At 61.1% G+C, this 18887-nt stretch carries 13 protein-coding genes; 8 read left to right on the forward strand and 5 right to left on the reverse strand.

All coding sequences use genetic code 11. The annotated features are described in order from the left end of the window. The first annotated feature begins 36 nt into the window (after positions 1-36). Positions 37-624 carry an isochorismatase family protein gene (locus AC5E6W_RS03475; RefSeq protein ID WP_491750868.1) on the forward strand — a complete coding sequence of 196 codons (588 nt, stop codon included), beginning with the start codon at positions 37-39 and terminating at the stop codon, positions 622-624. On the opposite strand, the gene AC5E6W_RS03480 is transcribed toward AC5E6W_RS03475, so the two are convergent. Next, positions 621-1022 carry a response regulator gene (locus AC5E6W_RS03480; RefSeq protein WP_491750869.1) on the reverse strand — a complete coding sequence of 134 codons (402 nt, stop codon included), beginning with the start codon at positions 1020-1022 and terminating at the stop codon, positions 621-623. The genes AC5E6W_RS03475 and AC5E6W_RS03480 overlap by 4 nt on opposite strands. Before the next feature lie 185 nt (positions 1023-1207). Here AC5E6W_RS03480 and AC5E6W_RS03485 point away from each other — a divergent pair, with 185 nt between their 5' ends. The 7 genes from AC5E6W_RS03485 (at position 1208) to AC5E6W_RS03515 (ending at position 8965) form a co-directional block, all read left to right on the forward strand. Continuing rightward, on the forward strand, positions 1208-2071 hold the full coding sequence (locus tag AC5E6W_RS03485) for an STAS domain-containing protein (protein ID WP_491750870.1): 864 nt from the start codon (positions 1208-1210) through the stop codon (positions 2069-2071). 9 nt (positions 2072-2080) lie between these two features. Continuing rightward, complete coding sequence (locus tag AC5E6W_RS03490; RefSeq protein ID WP_491750871.1) at positions 2081-2500, forward strand: STAS domain-containing protein; 420 nt, start codon at positions 2081-2083, stop codon at positions 2498-2500. Beyond that, positions 2481-2888 carry an anti-sigma regulatory factor gene (locus AC5E6W_RS03495; RefSeq protein WP_491750872.1) on the forward strand — a complete coding sequence of 136 codons (408 nt, stop codon included), beginning with the start codon at positions 2481-2483 and terminating at the stop codon, positions 2886-2888. The genes AC5E6W_RS03490 and AC5E6W_RS03495 overlap by 20 nt, the downstream gene beginning before the upstream one ends. Further along, positions 2876-3856: an ATP-binding SpoIIE family protein phosphatase gene (locus AC5E6W_RS03500; RefSeq protein WP_491750873.1), complete on the forward strand. Its 981-nt coding sequence runs from the start codon at positions 2876-2878 to the stop codon at positions 3854-3856. Before AC5E6W_RS03495 ends, AC5E6W_RS03500 begins: the two co-directional genes overlap by 13 nt. After that, a complete protein-coding gene (locus tag AC5E6W_RS03505) occupies positions 3849-5630 on the forward strand; it encodes an ATP-binding response regulator (protein WP_491750874.1) in 1782 nt (593 codons plus the stop codon). Before AC5E6W_RS03500 ends, AC5E6W_RS03505 begins: the two co-directional genes overlap by 8 nt. Further along, positions 5627-7132 carry an ATP-binding protein gene (locus tag AC5E6W_RS03510; protein ID WP_491750875.1) on the forward strand — a complete coding sequence of 502 codons (1506 nt, stop codon included), beginning with the start codon at positions 5627-5629 and terminating at the stop codon, positions 7130-7132. The genes AC5E6W_RS03505 and AC5E6W_RS03510 overlap by 4 nt, the downstream gene beginning before the upstream one ends. 198 nt (positions 7133-7330) lie before the next feature. Next, the gene (locus AC5E6W_RS03515; RefSeq protein ID WP_491750876.1) at positions 7331-8965 is read left to right on the forward strand and encodes a M28 family peptidase; all 1635 of its coding nucleotides are present in this window, start codon (positions 7331-7333) and stop codon (positions 8963-8965) included. Positions 8966-9043: 78 nt separating this feature from the next. On the opposite strand, the gene AC5E6W_RS03520 is transcribed toward AC5E6W_RS03515, so the two are convergent. The 4 genes from AC5E6W_RS03520 to AC5E6W_RS03535 all read right to left on the reverse strand — a co-directional run bounded on the left by AC5E6W_RS03520 (position 9044) and on the right by AC5E6W_RS03535 (position 18811). Further along, complete coding sequence (locus tag AC5E6W_RS03520; protein ID WP_491750877.1) at positions 9044-10594, reverse strand: GGDEF domain-containing protein; 1551 nt, start codon at positions 10592-10594, stop codon at positions 9044-9046. A gap of 108 nt (positions 10595-10702) precedes the next feature. Continuing rightward, a complete protein-coding gene (gene trhA, locus AC5E6W_RS03525; RefSeq protein WP_491750878.1) occupies positions 10703-11344 on the reverse strand; it encodes a PAQR family membrane homeostasis protein TrhA in 642 nt (213 codons plus the stop codon). 166 nt (positions 11345-11510) lie between these two features. Further along, entirely contained in the window at positions 11511-15053 is a 3543-nt protein-coding gene (locus tag AC5E6W_RS03530; RefSeq protein WP_491750879.1) for a beta-sandwich domain-containing protein, read from the reverse strand. 176 nt (positions 15054-15229) lie between these two features. Then, the gene (locus AC5E6W_RS03535) at positions 15230-18811 is read right to left on the reverse strand and encodes a TonB-dependent receptor (RefSeq protein WP_491750880.1); all 3582 of its coding nucleotides are present in this window, start codon (positions 18809-18811) and stop codon (positions 15230-15232) included. Between the last annotated feature and the right edge of the window lie 76 nt (positions 18812-18887).

An 18887-nucleotide genomic window follows, 5' to 3' on the forward strand; every position in this document is an offset into this window, starting at 1 on the left:
TATTCTAGATCTACGAATGTGAGGATGCTCTCACATTTGTCTTTTGAGGTGATGATGAGCGAGACACTGAAGCTGGACCTGGCAACTACCGCGCTGGTGCTGATCGACCTGCAGAACGGCATCGTCGGCCGCGACACCAAACCCTATACGGCGACCGAAGTCGTCGAGCGCTCCCGCGCGATGGCGGACGCGTTCCGCGCCAAGGGCGCGACGGTGGTCTACGTGCGGGTGGACATGAACGACTTCCACACGTTGCCGTCAGATGAGCCCATGAATGTGCCGAAGGATGTTCCGGCAGCGATGAGCGAGATCGTGGAATCCGCCGGCATGCAGAGTGGCGACCTTCTCATCACGAAGCGGCACTGGGGAGCCTTTGCGGGAACGAACCTCGAAGCGGAGCTGCGCGCGCGCGGCATCGAGACGGTGGTGCTTGCCGGCATCGCCACCAACATCGGAGTAGAAAGCACGCTCCGCCAAGGAACGGGTCTGGGCTTCGCGTTCGTCACCGTCGAAGACGCCTGCACCACCTTCTCGCCGGAGATGCAGGCGTTTGCCTTCAAATCGATCTTCCCTCGGCTCTCGAAGGTCCGGACGACGCAGCAGGTGCTCGAGGCTATCGCCTAGCGCGGCGAAGACTGGCGGGCGCGAGCGATGGCTCCCTGCACCACGGTGACTAGGTGTTCCACGTCGATCGGGTAGCTGAGGAAAGATGTAGCTCCCAGGTCGATCACCCGTTCGCGAGCCGACTGCGTGTCGTGCGTGGCCGAATGAAAGATGACGGGGATGCGGCGCGTCTCCGGATTCTGCTTCAGCCGCTCGCAGATATCAAAGCCGGTCATGTCCGGCAGATTGATATCCAGCAGGACGACATCAGGCTGGTGCGCAGCCACGAGTACGAGGGCTAACGCCTGGGCTCCGGTCTCGGCATGAAGCACCTCAAACCCGGACTCTTCCAGGTGTCGGCCCAGGGAATACTGGTGTGTGCTGTCGTCATCCACGAGCAGGACGGAGTGCTTCTTCACGGGGGCCGGCGTTCTGTAGCAGGATTTGATTCTGTGAAATTCATTTTAGCCCCGGGAGGCATGCAGGTCTATGCCTTGCACAAGAGGCTTAACCAGCTGATCTCAGAAGCGTTAGTTCCCGGCACGAACCGAAATTCGCTATACTCCGAGCAAGTATTCCGCTGATCAAACAAGACCGAGGGCCCGTGACGACATCTCAAATTCCTGAAATCCTCCGCAAATATGAAGCAGACCTGCTGGACGATTGGACAACCGCCCAGTCTTCCATCGGGAACCTCAGTGTCCGGCTCTCCACATCGGAGATCCGCACCCAGTCGCGACGTTTCATTGAGCTTCTCCAGGAAGCGGTGACGCGAGGGGATGTCGCCAACATCGATACCGAGGCCTTCCGCGACCTGCGCAAGTTTCTGGAAGAGATCTCCGCGAGCCGCGCGAATCTCGGCTTCAGCCCCAGCGAAACCGCGATGTTCGTGTTTTCGTTCAAGCAGCCGCTGTTCGGAAAGCTTCGCTCCGCCGTCGAGGATCCTGCGCAGCAGGTAGCCGAGATCTGGAACGCGACCGTACTGCTCGACAAGCTTGGCCTCTTCACCATGGAGATGTACCAGAAGTCTCGTGAGTCGGTGATCCGGCGTCAGCAGGAAGAGATGCTGGAGCTTTCGACGCCCGTGGTGAAGCTCTGGGATGGCGTGCTCGCGCTGCCGATCATCGGCACCCTGGATTCCAGCCGCACGCAGACCATCATGGAGAACCTGCTGGAGAAGATCGTCGAGACCGGGTCGGAGCTTGCCATCATTGACATCACCGGCGTTCCGACGGTGGACACGCTGACCGCGCAGCACCTGCTGAAGACTGTCACCGCAGCTCGCCTGATGGGCGCCGAGTGCATCATCAGCGGCATTCGCCCGCAGATCGCGCAGACCATCGTGCATCTCGGCGTGGAGCTGGGCGACATCGTCACCAAGGCAAGCCTCGCCGATGCGTTCCGTGTCGCGATGCAGCGCACCGGCCACGTCGTTGTTCGCAAGAGCGTCCTCACCGGCAAGGCCTAGGAGCAAACCGTGGAACATATTCCTATTCTCAGGATGGGAGAATTCCTCCTGATCACGGTGCAGGTCGACATGCACGATCGCCTCGCGCTGCAGCTGCAGGACGATCTAACCGAAAAGATCGTGAAACACGGGTCCCGCGGAGTTCTGATCGACATCTCCGCACTGGAAGTCGTCGACTCCTTCATTGGAAGGATGCTCGGCAATATCGCCTCCATGTCCCGTGTGCTCGACGCGCAGACTGTCGTCGTCGGCATGCGCCCCGCCGTCGCCATCACCCTGGTCGAACTGGGCATGTCCTTGCCCGGGATTCGCACCGCCCTCACCGTGGAGCGCGGCATGGAGATCCTCCGTGCCGATGTATCCCGCGCCATGGAGGACTTCGAGGTGCAGGAGCTGGAGGAGACGGCGGATGGAAGTTCTCAAGTCTGAATCTATCCCCGTCCGAACCTCGGAAGACGTGGTGACGGTGCGCACCTCCGTGCGCAAGCTGGCAGCGGAGCTGCGCTTCGGCATCGTCGACCAGACCAAGATCGTCACCGCGGCCAGCGAGATTGCCCGCAATACTCTGGACTACGGCCGTGGCGGCGATCTTCGCATGGAGGCCGTCGACAACGGCATCAAGAAGGGCCTGCGTCTGATCTTTGCCGACAACGGCCCCGGCATCCGCGACATCAGCCAGGCGCTGACGGATGGCTTTACCAGCGGTAACGGCATGGGACTCGGGCTGGGTGGAACGCGCCGTCTCATGGACGAGTTCGATATTGCATCCAAGGTGGATGAAGGGACGACCGTGACAATCACCAAATGGAGCCGCTGACCCAAACCTCGATCATCCCTATCCAGGATTCCTCGCAGATTGCCGTTGCAAGGCGAGCTGCGACCGCCATAGCGCAGCACCTGGGGCTGGATGACCAGCGCATCTCCGCGATCAGTGTGGTCGTGGTGGAGCTGGCGAACAATCTCCTGCAACACGCGGGCGGCGGCGAGCTCTACATCCGCTTGCTGGAGCCCATCGCGGCGCTGGACATTGCTTCTGTCGACCATGGACGAGGGATGCCGAACGTCGAACGCTGTCTCGAAGACGGCTTCAGCACAAGATCGACTCCTGGTCTGGGCTTGGGTGCCGTCCGCCGGTTCGCAACGCGGTTCGCGGCGTACTCGATCCTAGATCGCACAACGGTAATCGCAGCGCGCATGGCGGAGAAAAAAACATATCCCGACTTCTCCGTGGTCTGCACAGCCATCCATGGGGAGACCCTCAGCGGCGACTCCTGGAGCGTCTCGGACGATGGCAACACGATCCTCGTCGTCGATGGCCTCGGCCACGGCGTCTTTGCCGCGGACGCTGCACGGTGTGCCGTGGATGTCTTTCAGAAGCACCAGTCCTCTTCGCCTGCGACGATCATCGAGAGGATGCACGCCGCTATGCGGTCCACTCGCGGGGCCGCTGCCGCGGTGGCGAAGATCAATCCCGAAACCCGGACGCTCGAGTTTGCCGGCCTCGGCAACATCGGCTGCTCCATTCTGAATAGCACTCGCAGCCAGAGCCTGGTCTCGCACAATGGGACGTTGGGGCATCAAATGCGCAAGGTCCAGCAGTTCTCTTATCCCTACCAGGCGGGAGACCTGTTGCTGATGCAGTCGGACGGGCTCACGACCCACTCCAAGCTGGGGATTCCGCCTTCGCTCGTGTTGCAGCCTCCCATGGTCATCGCTCCGCTTCTCTTCTCCGAGCAGGTGCGCGGACGCGATGACGCGACCTTACTGGTAACCCGCCTTGGCTAAGACCACCACATCCCGGCTCCTCTCGGTCACGCTCGCGGCCGAGACAGACTTCCTCCTCGCGAGACAGCGAGCCAAGCAGGTCGCGGGCATCCTCGGCTTTGAGAATCAGGACCAGACCCGCATCGCGACTGCTGTTTCGGAGATTGCGCGCAACGCGTACGAGTACGCCGGCGGCGGGACCGTCGAGCTGCACTTCGATCGCGAAGACAGCCCTGCCCTGCGCATCGTCGTCAAGGACCAGGGTAAGGGCATCGCGAAGCTCGATCAGATCTGGGATGGAACTTACGTCTCGGCCTCCGGCATGGGTCTTGGGATCACCGGCTCCCGCCGCCTGATGGACGACCTGCAGATCGAGAGCGAAAAAATCGGGACCACCGTCACGCTGCGCAAGTTCCTTCCTCGTGGCACAGACGTGCCCACTCCGAAGTCCCTCGCAGATCGCCTCTCCGCGGTCGCCAAGGAGGATCTTGGCACGGCAGCCCATGCGCAGGATCACGAGATGATCCGCCTCCTGAACGAGGTCCGCGAACGCGAGCGTGAGCTCTCCCAACTCAACCAGGAGTTGAAGGAGACCAACCGTGGCGTCATGGTCCTCTACGCCGAGCTGGAAGACCGCGCCCTCGAGCTGCAGCAGGCCTCCGAGATGAAGTCGCGCTTCGTCTCCGGCATCACGCATGAGCTGCGGACGCCGCTGAACTCCATCGTCTCGCTCGCAGGCTTGCTGATCCGCCGCATCGACGGCGAGCTCTCCGCTGAGCAGGAAAAGCAGGTCCTGTTCATCCAGCGCTCCGCGCAGAATCTTACCGAGATGGTCAACGACCTTCTCGATCTCGCAAAGATCGAAGCCGGCAAGGTCACGGCGCGGCCCAGCGAATTCACGATCTCCGAGTTCTTCGCCGCCCTGCGCGGCATGTTCCGCCCGCTGGCCACGAATGAAAATGTGCAACTGATCATCGAAGAGAGTTCCGTGATCGGGGCGCGTCTCTACACCGACGAAAGCAAGCTCGCGCAGATCCTGCGCAACTTCATCTCCAACGCCCTGAAGTTCACGGAGCGAGGCACCGTCCGCGTACGCGCCCACCTCACCTCCGACGGCGGGATCTGCTTCTCGGTCACCGACACGGGAATCGGCATCGCCGAAGAGAACAAAGAGCTGATCTGGCAGGAGTGGGGGCAGATCGAAGCTGACCAGCGGCCTCGCCACAAAGGCAGCGGGCTTGGGCTTCCACTGTCGCGGCAACTGGCTTCCATCCTCGGCGGTCGGACGTGGTTCGAGTCCGAGGCCGGCAAGGGATCGACGTTCTACGTGGAGATCCCCACCGCCGTGGCGAAGGGACCCGAGGTAGCAAGGTCCGATGAAGAAGAACAGACCATCCTCCTGGTCGATGACGACGAGGTCGCGCGCTACATCCTGCGGAGGAACCTGGTCACGCTGACCTCCGCGCGTCTGATCGAGGCTTCGTCGCTGGTTGAAGCCCGGCGATGCCTTGCTACGACTCGCCCCAGGCTTGTGTTCCTGGATATCGTCATGCCGGAAGAGAATGGTCTCGACCTGGCTGGCGAACTCCGCGCCGCGCCCGACACCGCGGACCTGCCAATCGTGCTGGTGAGCTCCAAGACGCTGACGCCGGAGGAGCGGACCTTCATCCAGGATCATGGGCTAACCCATATCGATAAGGATCGCGGCGATGCCGAAGACCAGCGCGTCGCGCTTGAGCGGGTGCTGCTCAATCTTGGCCTCAGCGATCGGCATCAATCGGAGAGCGGCGGTTGATCAACCACACGAAGAGGCCGATTCTCTACGTCGATGACACGGTCGAGCAGCGCTACGCCATGCGCCGCATCCTGGAGACCGAGGGCTTCGACGTGCTCGAGGCAGGAACCGGCAAGCAGGCCCTTGCGATGATGGACAAGCATCCTGCGCTGGCGGTCGTCGATGTCCGTCTTCCCGACATCAGCGGCTACGACCTCACCCGCAAGTTGAAGGGGTGCGATCCCTTCCTGCCCGTGTTGCAGGTCTCTGCGAGCTTCAGCGATCCGGACTTACGCATCGCCGGATTCTCCGGGGGAGCCGACGCCTACATCGCTCAACCCGTGCATCCGGCTGAGCTCGTCTCCCTCATCCAGAGAATGTTGCGCATCTCGGAGGCAGAAGAATCCCTCCGTTTTCTCGCCACGATTGGTCCCCGCATTAGCTCTTCCCTCTCGCTGGTGGAGACGGTCGAGAATATCCGCCATGCCATGATTCCGCAATTCGCAGACAAGTGTGTGCTGTTCCTGGGAGAATTTCCCGGGCACTCCTCATCCTTCTGGCCTGCAGATGTAGAGGCCGACGGCGACCTGAACGAAGCGTTGAAGAGGGCAGCAAGTTCGACCTCGCCTCTCATGGAGACCTCGGGTCCGCTGGCGAATCGGCTCCTGGCTGTGCCGCTCTCGCCGCTCAGGAAGGGCTTTGGTTCGATCGCCTTCGCACTGAACAAAGACCGCGAGTACACCGCAACGGATGTTGTCCTCGCCGTCGATCTCGCCAATCGAGCTGGACTCTCGATCCAGAACTGCACGCTCTTCGCGTCGGAGCAGGCGACGAGATCGGCGCTGATCCAGGCGGAGAAACTTGCGACCGCCGGCCGCATGTCGGCCGCGATCGCGCATGAGATCAACAACCCGCTCGAGGCGCTCACCAACCTCATCTACATCCTGGAGCAATCTCCAGAAGCATCGACGTCGATCCGGGAGACGGCCAGCGCGGCGCTCGCGGAGGTGACGCGCCTGGCGCACATTACCCGGCAGACGCTGGGCTTCTATCGTGAACTCCGCGCGCCCTCCGATCTGGATCTCTCCGAGAGCGTTCGAGAGACGTTGGAGCTGTACAAGAACCGACTGGCAAGCAAGACGATCACAGTCGTTCTCGATCTCCAGGACGGCTTGAGGATTCGCGGCATCAAGGGTGAGATCCGTCAGGTCATTTCGAATCTCGTCGTGAACGCACTGGAGTCGATGGAACAAGGCGGACAACTGACGATCTGCACACGCACCGAGGGCGACAAGGTCACGCTCGAGGTCGAAGACACCGGCCCTGGTATCCCGGAGGCTCTGGTGCCCCATGTGTTCGAAGCGTTCTTCACGACCAAACAGGGCACGGGCACCGGCCTCGGGCTGTGGATCACGCACTCCATCGTCGAAAAGCACGAGGGAACGATCACGCTGGAGACGCGGACGGCCCTTGACGATCATGGAACCACCTTCCGGCTGGAGTTCCCGCTGGTTCGGGACTGACGCTCCCTTCCGAGTGATAGAGTCCTTACGCCGTCGCCTCTCCGCGGTGGCTTCGTGTTGCATCGCGAACCCAAATTCAATAGCTTGGTCACATCTCGAAATTCAGAAGATGTGGGCCGGCCTGTGGTTCGGTTAGGCGCGCCCTTCCTGTCGATCCATGGCCCCAAAACCAGGCCTCATCTTGAAAGGGAAACTATCGTGAGCTCGCTTCGCTTCAGGTTGGCTGCCGCCGCCTGCACCCTGACTCTGTTCTTCACATCGATCGCGCCGGGCCAGGAACAGAACGGCGACAAGGTTGATCTGGCTGCTCTGAACCAGATCAAGAATGAAGCCTTCCAACATTCGCAGGTAATGGAGAACCTCTTCTACCTGTCCGAGGTGTATGGTCCGCGCGTGAACAACAGCCGCAATCATCGCGCGGCTGCCGAATGGGCCATGAAGCAGATGAAGGAGTGGGGCCTGCAGAACGTGCACCTCGAAAAGTGGGGACCCTTCGGCGATGGCTGGCAGATCAAGAAGTACTACGGGGCGCTGGAGTCCCCGGCATACGCTTCGCTGATCGGCTTCCCTCTTGCGTGGACGCCCGGCACCGAAGGTCCCGTGACAGCCGACGCCGTGCTCGCGCCGCTGCACTCCAAGGAAGACTTCGCCAAGTACCACGGCAAGCTCAAGGGCAAGATCGTATTGATCTTCGATCCACGCGAGCTTGCCATGCACACCGAAGTGGAAGCGCATCGCCTGACGGACGCTGAGATCGAAGAGCGCACCAAGACTCCGGATCCTTCGCGCGGAGGCTTTGGCGGCGGTGGCCGGCCCGGCGCCGCTGCTCCTCGCCCTGGAGAATTCACGCCGGCTACGCTCTCGACTGCAGCGCCCACTGGCCGCATCCTGCGCAACCAGGTCAATGCCTTCCTCAAGGAAGAGGGCGTAGCGGTCGCGCTGACCCCCGGCTACAACGGCGACGGCGGCACGATCTTCGCGTCGTACGGTGGTTCGGAAGACCCCAAGGATCCCGTCGGTCCGCCGATGGCCGCCATCACGCCAGAGCAGTACAACCGCATCTGCCGCCTGCTGCAGCACGGCATCACACCGAAGCTGACCTTCGACATCCAAACCGAATACCAGAAGGAAGACCTGATGGGATTCAACGTGGTTGGCGAGATCCCGGGCACGACCAAGGCGGACGAAGTCGTCATGGTGGGCGGCCACTTCGATAGCTGGCAGGGTGGCACCGGAGCGACCGACAACGGCACGGGCTCGTCCGTCGCGATGGAAGCCGTGCGCATCCTCGCGACCATGCACAAGCCGATGGCCCGCACCGTCCGCGTGGCCTTGTGGGGAGGCGAAGAAGAAGGCCTCTACGGCTCGCTGGCGTACGTGCAGAAGCACTTCGCGCCGCGCGACACGATGGTGAAGAGTCCCGAGTACGACAAGCTCGATGTCTACTTCAACGACGACTCAGGCTCGGGCAAATTCCGCGCCGTGTCCGCGCTGGGCAATGCCCAGCTGGCAGAGGTCTTCAAGTCCTGGATCGCACCCATCAAGGATCTCGGCATCGAGGAGGTCACGGGACTCACTGCCGGCCCCACCACGCAGCCCGGCGGTACGGACTCGACGAGCTTCTCGTGGATCGGCCTCGACGGCATCGGCTTCATGCAGGATCCGCTGGAGTACGGCTCGCGAACTCACCACTCCAACATGGATCTGTACGACCGCGTGCAGAAGGGCGACGTGATGCAAGGATCCATGATCGAAGCGTGGTTTGCCTATAACGCAGCGACCCGCGCAGACATGCTGCCTCGCATTGAAACCCCGGCTCCGACGAAGAAGTAGCGCGAACGAATGCAGTGCAGAGGGCAAGGCTTCGGCCTTGCCCTTTGTCGTTCCACTGCCCTCTCTCGCCGCGCCAAGTTACATCGGCCGCTCGCGAAATCTGCGCCGCTGAATATGCCTGCCACGAGTCTGGAACTCGACGGCATCCATCTGAGCCATCTCGACACGATTGCGTCCCTTGGCCTTGGATTCATACAGAGCTTCGTCGGCCAATTCGAGCAACGTACCCAGGCGCGCCCTTCCGGTAGTTGCAGCCACCCCAATGCTCACCGAGGGCCTTATGACCGATTCCAGCTGAATACAACTGACCTGGACGCGAACGCGCTCCGCGAGCTCAAGAGCCTCCCGCGGATGGCACTCGATCAGCAGAATGGCGAACTCGTCGCCGCCGATGCGCGCGCAATAACCAGCACTCAGCACGGCCTCTCTTGCGAGGATCGATGCGATCCGCTCCAACAGCCGATCGCCGGTAGCGTGGCCCAACGAGTCATTGACCTGCTTGAAGTGGTCGGTATCGATCAGCAGCAGAGAGGCGATGCAGTTCTCCTGATCGAGAACGGCGGAGGCGCGCAGTTCGAAGAAACGCCTGTTGCCGATGCCCGTCAAAGGGTCCAGGTTGGCGAGCTGATCGAGCGTCGCCGCCTGCGTCTGCAGCTTGATCTGCGCCTCCAGCAGCCGCTCATACAGCAGCTGCGTCCGCAGGATGAAGCAGACCACCGAGAGCAGGATGGCCGTAGCGCTGAGCCAGCGATACTCAGGCGAGAGGCCAATGGCCAGCAGCACAGACGCCAGCAGGACCGACGCCGGCAACGCGGTACTCGCCAGTACCCTCCGGGGGACATGGAGACGCAAGGGGATCTGCCATCCGCTGTGCAGCAAGGCGATGCTGAAGGCGATCGGTGGAAGACCATAGAGTAGGTCGAACGGCAACTCGCGTGGTGTGGCAAGCCAGAGGTAATCGACGATGTTGATAGAGAACACCATCACGCAACGCGCGATCAGGTAGGCAATGACCACACGGGTGAATTGCTCGCCTACCCCGGATTCCGTTGCCGCCTGAGCGGACCACGCGCAGATCAAGAGGAAGAGCGCGGTGGCGAAGGACATCTGCAGGTGGAAGTTGCTGAAGCCGATGGGAGCCGACGAAAACAAGGCCAGGAAATTCAGAACGCAGAGGATGAGGGCCATCGCGCCATCCAGATAGCGCTTCGCCAGCCGCGCCTCCGACTGGGCCATCGTCAACGCCAGCAGGCAAAACATGGTGGCGGCGCAGCTCGCTCCGCTCAGTAGCCATGAGCTTTCCCGCCGCGCAAGGCCAAACCAGATCTCAGCCGTCGGGATCCAGAGGCTGAGGCTGCGCATGGCGAAGTGACCGGCGAGCAACAACCACTGCGCGCGACCCAGGCCTGCATGTTCGCGGGCGGCCAGCCAGCACAGGCAGAGCGGGATGAGGTCCAGCGCCGCGCCATAGGGATACATCAGGAACCGAGCATCCTTCGGAACAACCCACGGCACGCAAAGCGGGATGCTCAACAGCAGGAGCCCACCCACGAGGAGCACCGGCATCGGAAGGACGAGACGGCGCGTAGGAGATGGGAACACCAGCCCTGCGTCGGGGGATCTGTCCATAAGAGGCCCTTATGCCAACTTCGATTCGGAATCGTTGTGTTCAGGATAGCCCAAGGCTAATCCTTGATCCAAGATCGAGTGAGGCCCCGAATCCCTCCGTGCACTCCATCAGGTACCGTACGGTACCACATAGAAGAGCACCGCCATATACTGCAGTATGCTGCCCGCCAGGACGAACACATGCCATAGGGCATGGAAGTACCGCAGCCGGTCCCAGGCGAAGAACGCGATCCCCAGCGTGTAGGCCAATCCTCCGGCAGCAACCCATGCCATCCCATGCCAGGAGATGGCATGGATGAGCGGCCGCGCCGCGAAGACGATGAACCATCCCATGAACAGGTAGATAACCGCGGACGCCACCTTGAAGCGATGGATGGCCACACTCTTGAAGACGACCCCCGCGACCGCCAGGCTCCAGACGATGCCGAAGAGCCACCAGCCGAGCGGCCCATGCAGCGAGACCAGGGTGAAGGGTGTGTACGTTCCTGCAATCAGCAGGTAGATGGCACTGTGATCGAGCACCTGGAAGACATGCCGCGCGCGCGTTCGCACCAGCGAGTGATACAGCGTGGAGCAAAGATAGACGAGGACCAGGGAAGCTCCATAGATGCAACTGCTGACCATCTGCCATGCCGTGCCATGCGTCGACGCGACGATGAGGTATACGGTGCCGGCGATCGCCAGGGCAGCGCCCACGCCATGCGTGATCGCGTTGGCAAGGATGTCTCCCAGCTTGTAGGGCGAGCTCATGTGTCGATGATAGTGCTCGCGCTAAGGCCAAGCTCGTCGATAGAGACGGACGACCGCTGGTACGCTCGATTACCAGAACAGAGGCATTCTCGCGATGCGCTCGAAGCACCGCGAACTGTACCCCAGCGTCCGCACCGGCGTGACGGGCAGGCTGGTGCGGACGCCGTTAGCGTGTCGGCGGAGCAGCGCTACCGAGCGTATCGAAGAGCGGCTCAGCGGGCGTAGTTGCCGGATTCTCTTCAGCAGCGGAGATCGCCAGGATGCGGATCTTATCGTTCTTCGGAAGCGTAAGCGAGCGCGCTCCGGCAGGAACATCGATGCCATACGCGAACAGATACGAATATTCGTACGGGGCGTTCAACCCATCCGCCGTGTGATGGTGCGAAGCGTACCAGGCAAGTCCCGCAGGCTTGATGTAGCCCTTCTCAAGACTGACGTAGTCCTCAGGATAGCTGGGAGACGGCCTGCGCAGTTCGCGGTCGTCGAGGTCCTTGGGCGGCCACACCGCATGATGTGCAGAGATGTCCCAGTTGAACTTCGGCTCGTTCTTCCATGTCCGCGTGTCCCACTGACCGAGGAAGCCGCCCCAGTCCTGCACGGTAAGCTCCGTGGTCTTCGGTCCAACGCTGAAGCTCGCCCGTTGATCGCCACCGGTCGACGCCGCGAGGATATAGACACGGTTGAAGCGGCCTTCAGGAAGTGCGATCCTCTGTCCGCTGGGAACCACGGCATTCGCGGCCCCCGTTGCGGCTGAGGCCAACGTAAAGCTCACTCCGTTGTAGTCGAGCTGCGATGGAAGCATCTCCGCCGGTATGGCGTTACCCTGGCCATCGAAGCCGCCACCCGGCGTCTTCGTGTCATCATTGGTCGCAACGGCGAGTGTATAGGCAAGCGGGATTGGCTGTGAGCGAATTGCAGCGGCCTTAACTTGCGCCGCCCCTAGTTTGAGCGCGAACGTACGCGGCTGGTATGCCGTAAACGAAGCAACCAGCTTGCCATCCGCCACTGTCGCGGCACCCAGCGACTGCTCCTGCCCATTCATCTCACGCGCTGAGAGCACAGGCGCAGCGAAGGAGAAGTGCACATCGGGTGCAGCCTTGCCGTCTAGCTCCGCAACGCGCAGCACGACCTCATCGCTCGCTTCTGCCTTCTTCAGCGCGAAGACACGAACCCTCGAGTTATCGATGCGTAGCAACGAAAAGCTCTTGCCCAGTAAGCCGGCGTGAGCCTCGGTGGCGAAGGGCATCATCGGATCGTTCAGGCGATAGGCCTGCCAATCCGTCTGTGCCTTACGCCAGTCCCCGGCATGCCCCATGATGCCGAAGGTGATCTCGTGATGTCCCCAATCCTGGTTGGCCTGGTCGCTGTAGGCTCCAGGAGCGCGGTTCGTTGTCGGTTGAATCCCCGGCGAGCGCAGCAGCGTGAGGCGAATCGTGTTGTCGTTGGGTTTGTCGGAGCCGTTCTTATAGTCGGTAAGAAGCGTGACACCGAAGGCGCCACTCTTATCGGTGAGGTCGATCCAGCGGTGCGATCCCACCTCAAACTGTCGGGGTGTCGCAGTGGGGCGCTGGATCGTGCCGAGATCCTGGTTATAGGTTGCGTTCGGATTGTTGGCCGTTAGCGGGAACGTGACCTTGAGATTCGAGGTGAGGCCACGCCAATCGATGGCATTCCTCACCTCAACGCGATTGCCCTCATCGCCCGCGGAAAGACTTACCGTCTGCACGAACGTAGAGCCTTCGGTCTCGCGCGATACCTCCAGAGAGACTCGCACCGGACCGCTCTCCTTGATGCGAATCTTTGCAGGTCCGCTCACATACGCGCGCGGCGCAGCTTCAACCTGCTCATAGTCCATGTTCCACGCGGGATACTGCTTCGGTGTATCGGTAGTAATCGCCAGCTGCACAGGAACCGACAGCAGCTCCTTATTCAGCTGCTTGTCGAAGATGTTCGAGATATCTCCCGCTGCATTGATCTGGACGCGGTAGCGCCCATTCTCCAGCGAGTTGCCCGTCACCTTGAGAGCCGAACTCGCGGACGCAGCCCTCGCAGGCAGCACGTGATACACCGCGTATCCCACCGACGGAGCCTTCGCGACGAAGAGTACCTTGCCATCCTCCATCTGCGCTGGAGTCTCGCGTCCATCGGGACCGATCACTCGCACCGCCGTAGGTGCGCCACTCGGAAATGCGACGGTAGCTTCGACCACATCCTCGCGTTCAATGTTGAGAGAGTTGTAGACGACGAGGGGAATGCCAGGGCCCTGCGTGTCCAGCGTGGAAGCAACGGCTTCGGTCGCGCTGGTGAGGACGCCTTCGAATTGATTCGCTGTGATGACGTCGTCATTCCACGCATAGCGATAGGTCTCCGGCGTCGCTGTGCCCGCGCCCGTGTCGTGAAAGTGGCCGCCAAGCTCCAGCGTCCACGCGTCCGTGAGCCGCTGAATGGGATACGGGCGCGCACCGAGCCACTCCGCAGCGATGGAAGCCTTCTCCGCCGCATCTGCCAACGTCTCGTTCCGCATGATCCAGCGCTTGTGATACGCCTCCGAAGTGAGCGAGCCCGCCGAGTGATTAATTAGCTCGAGATCGCCCTTGTACTCTGGCATGCGGCTCGTATCCAGCGTCGCCATATCGTTGAACATCTGATCGGCAGTCGCTTCGATCACATGCACTGGGCCTTCTCCCACGCGGACCGGCGCGGGATTGTACGAGGCCTGCTCTTTCAGGAAGCTGAGCTGCGACGGAGTCGGCAGCACGGTCTCGGACTTCGTGACGATGGCCTCGAGCAGCTTCACCGTGGACTCTTGCGTCGCGCCCCCGATATCTCCTGTGCCCACGTAGTGGTAGTCCGCAAAGAGGCCCGTGACCTTGCCATCGAGGTTGATCCGCTGCACCCAGTTCGGCTCGATCTGACGGCGCTCATACTGGCGAATCTGCAGTGGTGTGAGCTTCGCCTTCTCCGCATCCGTGAGCACATGCGTCGACGCGGGTGCAGGCTCCTTGCTGAGATCGGTGTACGCGTTGCTGCCATACCCCCCGGGGTTCAGTGCCGCGATCACCGTCTTGCCATCGGGACCAGTCCATAGACCCACGTTGAACGGGATGCCTTCGGGCGTCTGCTCCGGCGAGTCGGGTCCACCCACGATCGGCGACGGCTGCCACACTGCGTTCAGCTTCTGTGTCGAGAAGCCCTTCACACCGGCGTGGGCAAGAATGCTGGGCAGCGATGCCGGAAAGCCGAAGCAGTCGGGCAGCATATATTCATTGCTGGCCTTACCGAAGTCCTTGCGGAAATACTCATTGCCGTACAGCACCTGGCGGAAGATACCCTCCGCGCTGGGAAGATTGACATCACCTTCCTCAACGGATGACCCCGCAGGAAACCACCGACCCGCGGCGACATACTGCTGCATGCGCGCGTAGTCGTCCGGAAAGTACTCCTTCATCAAGCGGTAGCGGTTGGAGCCTGTCCAGTTGAAGACGTAATGCGGGTAGCGATCGATGTAGTCGAAGTTGACGCGCATCGTCTTCAGCAGGTACTCGCTGATGGTCTGCGGCATCTCCCAGCGCCACTGCGTATCCAGGTGAGCATAGGGCACAACATAGAGCGTCGGGGTTCTCGTGATGTCGGGCGCCTTCATCGTCTGGCCCATCGCACTCAACTCGAACAGCAGTGCGGCGGCAGCCAATGGCAGCCGACGCAGCAAGGTCGGTCGCCTCTCCACGGAGGATACAAGTGAGCGCTCGCGGCGCGACCGGCGTGTGTTCTTCATTCTCTGCTCCATCCTCTAAGCACTACAGGTTTGCGTTTGGACAACTCGAGAGTAGCTGGCTGAAAAGAACCCCGCATGGAGTTAGTCTCCGTGCGGGGCGTTTGTCGATGTTAGTACGTGATGTGAAGCCCAACCTGTAAGGTACGAGGGTTCGTGGTGGACTTGCCCGTAACCTGACCGAACTGGCCCGACGTGGGATTCAGATTCGGTCCAGACCAGTTGGGATGGTTGATGAAGTTGTACGCATCGGTGGTGAATTCCATGTTAGCCGTTTCCGTGATCGCGAACTTTTTCTTCAACGAGAGATTCCAGTCCTGGTAGCCAGGCTGATAGATGGAGTCACGAACACCACGCTGCAGGTTGAAGGTGCCTGCAGCAGGCGGAGTGAAGATCGAGGAACCGTCCGGATTCTTGGTGGCGAAGTACAGGCCGGTACCACCGTATCCAGCAAACTGATGCAGTATCTTCGGCTTTCCGTTCATCACGTAGAACTCATTTTCGGAGCCGCAGCCAAAGCTGCCCTCCGCCGTGCCAATACTCGCGTAATCGGTACTGCTGCCGACGCCGCAAGGCGATCCGGTCTGGAACTGCGCCACACCCGCGATACGCCAGCCGCCAAGGATCTTCGCGGTCAGAGTATGTTGCTCGCGCAGGAAGGGCAGAGCCCACACGTAGTTGACGACCACCATGTGCCGGGCATCGTACTCCGACGGCCCGTACAAGTTGCTCGTGTTGAATGTGTCGGGCACAATGTCGCGGTAGTTCGAGCTGTCGTCCATGCTCTTGGAGAACGTGTAGCTCACACCGAACGTGATGTTTCTCGCGCTGGTGCGCTGCAACGAAGCTTGCAGCGAGTGATAGTTGGAGGTACCGTTGCTCTGCTCCTGCTGGATGGCGGCGTACCCTTGATACGGGCGCAGCGCGTTGACACTAACGCCGGGATGCGCCTGCTGCGCACCTGCCGCCGGCTGGTTGATGTCGAAGACGCGCCAGTTGTGAAGACCGCGACCACCCACGTAAGCCAGCGTAAACACGGTGGCGAATGGAAGCTGCTGTTGAACCGCCAAGTTCCAGTTATAGCGGACCGGCGCCTTCAGGTTTTGGTTCAGCGTGGTGATGGTCAAGGACGGAGCAACGGTGCTGTTGAGCGCGTAGCCGGGGTTGTCCACCATCGAGGTCAGATTATTGGCCACGGCTCCGACTCCGATGAACGGCTGGAAGGGCGGATTGCCACCGGGAAAGATGTTGTCCAGAAGACCCATGCGCGTGGCGAAGGTGCCGAATCCCCCACGAACCACCGCCGTCTGATTCAGTTCATAGGCGAAGCCTACACGCGGCTGCACCACGTAGGATGTGTTCACGTAACCATCCTTCAGCTTCGGAGCAAAAAGCAGGCTACAGGAACTGCCGTCGCAGGCAGTGTTTGCCGTGGAAGGTGTCGCTCCGACAACGCCGTGCGCAGCGGCGCTGGAGGGGAAGCTGGAGCGGCCGGGAATGACCATGCCGTTATACGGATTGCCCGTGCCGAGCAGGACGTTACCCGTCGTTGGGTTCACCGTGGGTGCGGCCGACGATTGGTATGAGGCTGGGTCGAAGAAGGCAGCATTCCCCCAAGCGGCCTTATACGGTGTGAGCGCAGTGACACGGAGACCGTAGTCGACGTGCAGGCGCTGAGTCATCTTCCACGAATCCTGCGCAAAGAAGTCATACGACTGTCCCCGCCATTCGGTGTAAGACTTTGGACCGATCTCCGTGTAACTGTCCGAGAGCCCCATCGCGAGGTTGGCCAAGGCCACACCCGTGGTATCCCCAAGAGATCCGTGATTGTCGCTGAATTGGAAGTTGCCGTTCTGGTTGTTCGCACCGCCTGGTACGGTGGACACGTTGATCTGATCGTTGTCGTTCTCTCCCGAGAACATCAACTGGAAGCCGAACTTCGCGGTGTGGCCACCCCACACCTTCGTGAGGCTGTCCGAGTAGGTGTAGATCGGGCCGCCCGAGTGCGATGGATACGGTCCGCCCGCCAGCCCATAGAACGTTCCGAGACCACTCACCGTCGGAATCTTGTTGGGGGCTGCCTTCGCGCCCGGGATGATGTACGGAAAGTTGATGCCCAGCGTCTGGCGGTTGAAGCCAGGTAGCGCCGTGTTCACGGGGATGTAGACCTGATCGAGGCTGTACGTCACGCGAGCCTCGTTGATCATGCTCGGGCTGATGACCCATGTCCAGGTAAGCCCGTTGGTCTGGTTCGGACGGTTGAAGTAGCGCCCCGTCAGACCCGAGCCCTGGTCGAACGGAAGGTACTCATTGTACGTCACGTTCTGACGCCGGAGAGAGAGCGTGTGATGGTCCGTCAGATGAACGTCCACGCTGATCTGCTGCTTGCGCTGGTTGATGGGGTGAGCCGCGCCGGCGATCCAGTTCGAGTTTGAGCTGACGTATCCGGGGGTGGGCGCTGGATAGGCATCGATGATTGCCATGCCATTGGCGCTTTGACGCCCCATCGGGATGGTGTTGTTGTTGAAGGCTACGCAGCCCGGGCCATTGGCGGCGGGGCAGGTCGCAGGATCATAGACATACGTCGGCAACAGATTTCCGGAGCTATCCTTCCGCGTGTAGTAAGGGTTGACAGGGCTTAGCAGCTCGCTAAAGTTACCCTGCCGCATTAGGTTCGTTGGCACCCATTGTGTCTGTGTATCCGTGTAGCGATAGCGGATCCAATCTTCAGCCACGAAGAAGAAGACCTTCTCGCGGAACTTGTCCGTCCAGTGCATCCCCGGGATCCATACCGGGCCGCCGAAGGTGAAGCCGAAGTTGTTGTAGCGGAATGGCGAGGCAAACTTCGTCGTCGGGCTCTGATTGCGCGTCCATGTGTTCGCGTTCATCGCCGAGTTGCGAAGGTACTCATACGCCGACGCATGAAAGTTGCGCGTGCCGCTCTTGGAGACAATGCGAATCTGGCCGCCCGCGGAGCTCCCATATTCCGCTTGATAATCAGAGGTGAGGATCTGCATCTCTTCGATGGCATCCGGATTCGCGACACCGACCACCTGTGTCGAACCGCGCGTACGCACGCCGGGCGCGCCGTCGAAGGTCACCAGCGTGTCCTGTTGACGAGCTCCGTTGACGTTGAATGGCACCGAGGTGCCAATGGCGAAGTTGAAGTCGCCCAGCGTCGTTGCGCTGCGCATGCCCGGGATCAGAGCTCCCATGAACAGCGGATTGCGGCCATTGAGCTGCTCATCCATGACCGTCTGGCCGCTGATCTCGGCTTGGGTCGAGCCGGACTCCGTCTGCAGGATCGTCGCACTGGCAGTGACCTCCACGGTTTGGCTCACTTCGCCCGGGACCAGCGCCCCGTCGATCGCCATCGCCGTGCTGGCGGCCAGAGGGTTATGCACGCTCACGTACTTTTGGAAGCCGCTTGCTTCCACGGTCATCGAGTAGGTCGCCGGCGGCAGGTTCGGCACGGTGTAATGGCCGTCTGAATCTGTCGTCACCGCAAAGGCCTGGTTGGTGCCTTCATTGCGAACGGTGACCCGGGCGCTGGGAACAACCGCTCCGGACTTGTCTCTCACAAATCCGCTGATGCTGCCGACGTCGGATTGTGAATAGACTGTGACGCTAACGAGAATGAGAACGGCGAAGGTGATCCACGAGCGCAGGGTTCTCTTCCATTCGACGGTGTTCATTGGCTCTCCTAAAGTTTTTTGACGCAACTGGATTGCTGATTTTCGCGTACGGGTATGATTGCGCTATCAGAGCGGG

This window comes from Bryocella sp., from assembly GCF_058498515.1.

Coding starts and splice junctions, on each gene's coding strand:
- AC5E6W_RS03535 (WP_491750880.1), bottom strand. CDS start 18,811: ATGAACACCGTCGAATGGAAGAGAACCCTGCGCTCGTGGATCACCTTC.
- AC5E6W_RS03520 (WP_491750877.1), bottom strand. CDS start 10,594: ATGGACAGATCCCCCGACGCAGGGCTGGTGTTCCCATCTCCTACGCGC.
- trhA (WP_491750878.1), bottom strand. CDS start 11,344: ATGAGCTCGCCCTACAAGCTGGGAGACATCCTTGCCAACGCGATCACG.
- AC5E6W_RS03500 (WP_491750873.1), top strand. CDS start 2,876: ATGGAGCCGCTGACCCAAACCTCGATCATCCCTATCCAGGATTCCTCG.
- AC5E6W_RS03495 (WP_491750872.1), top strand. CDS start 2,481: ATGGAAGTTCTCAAGTCTGAATCTATCCCCGTCCGAACCTCGGAAGAC.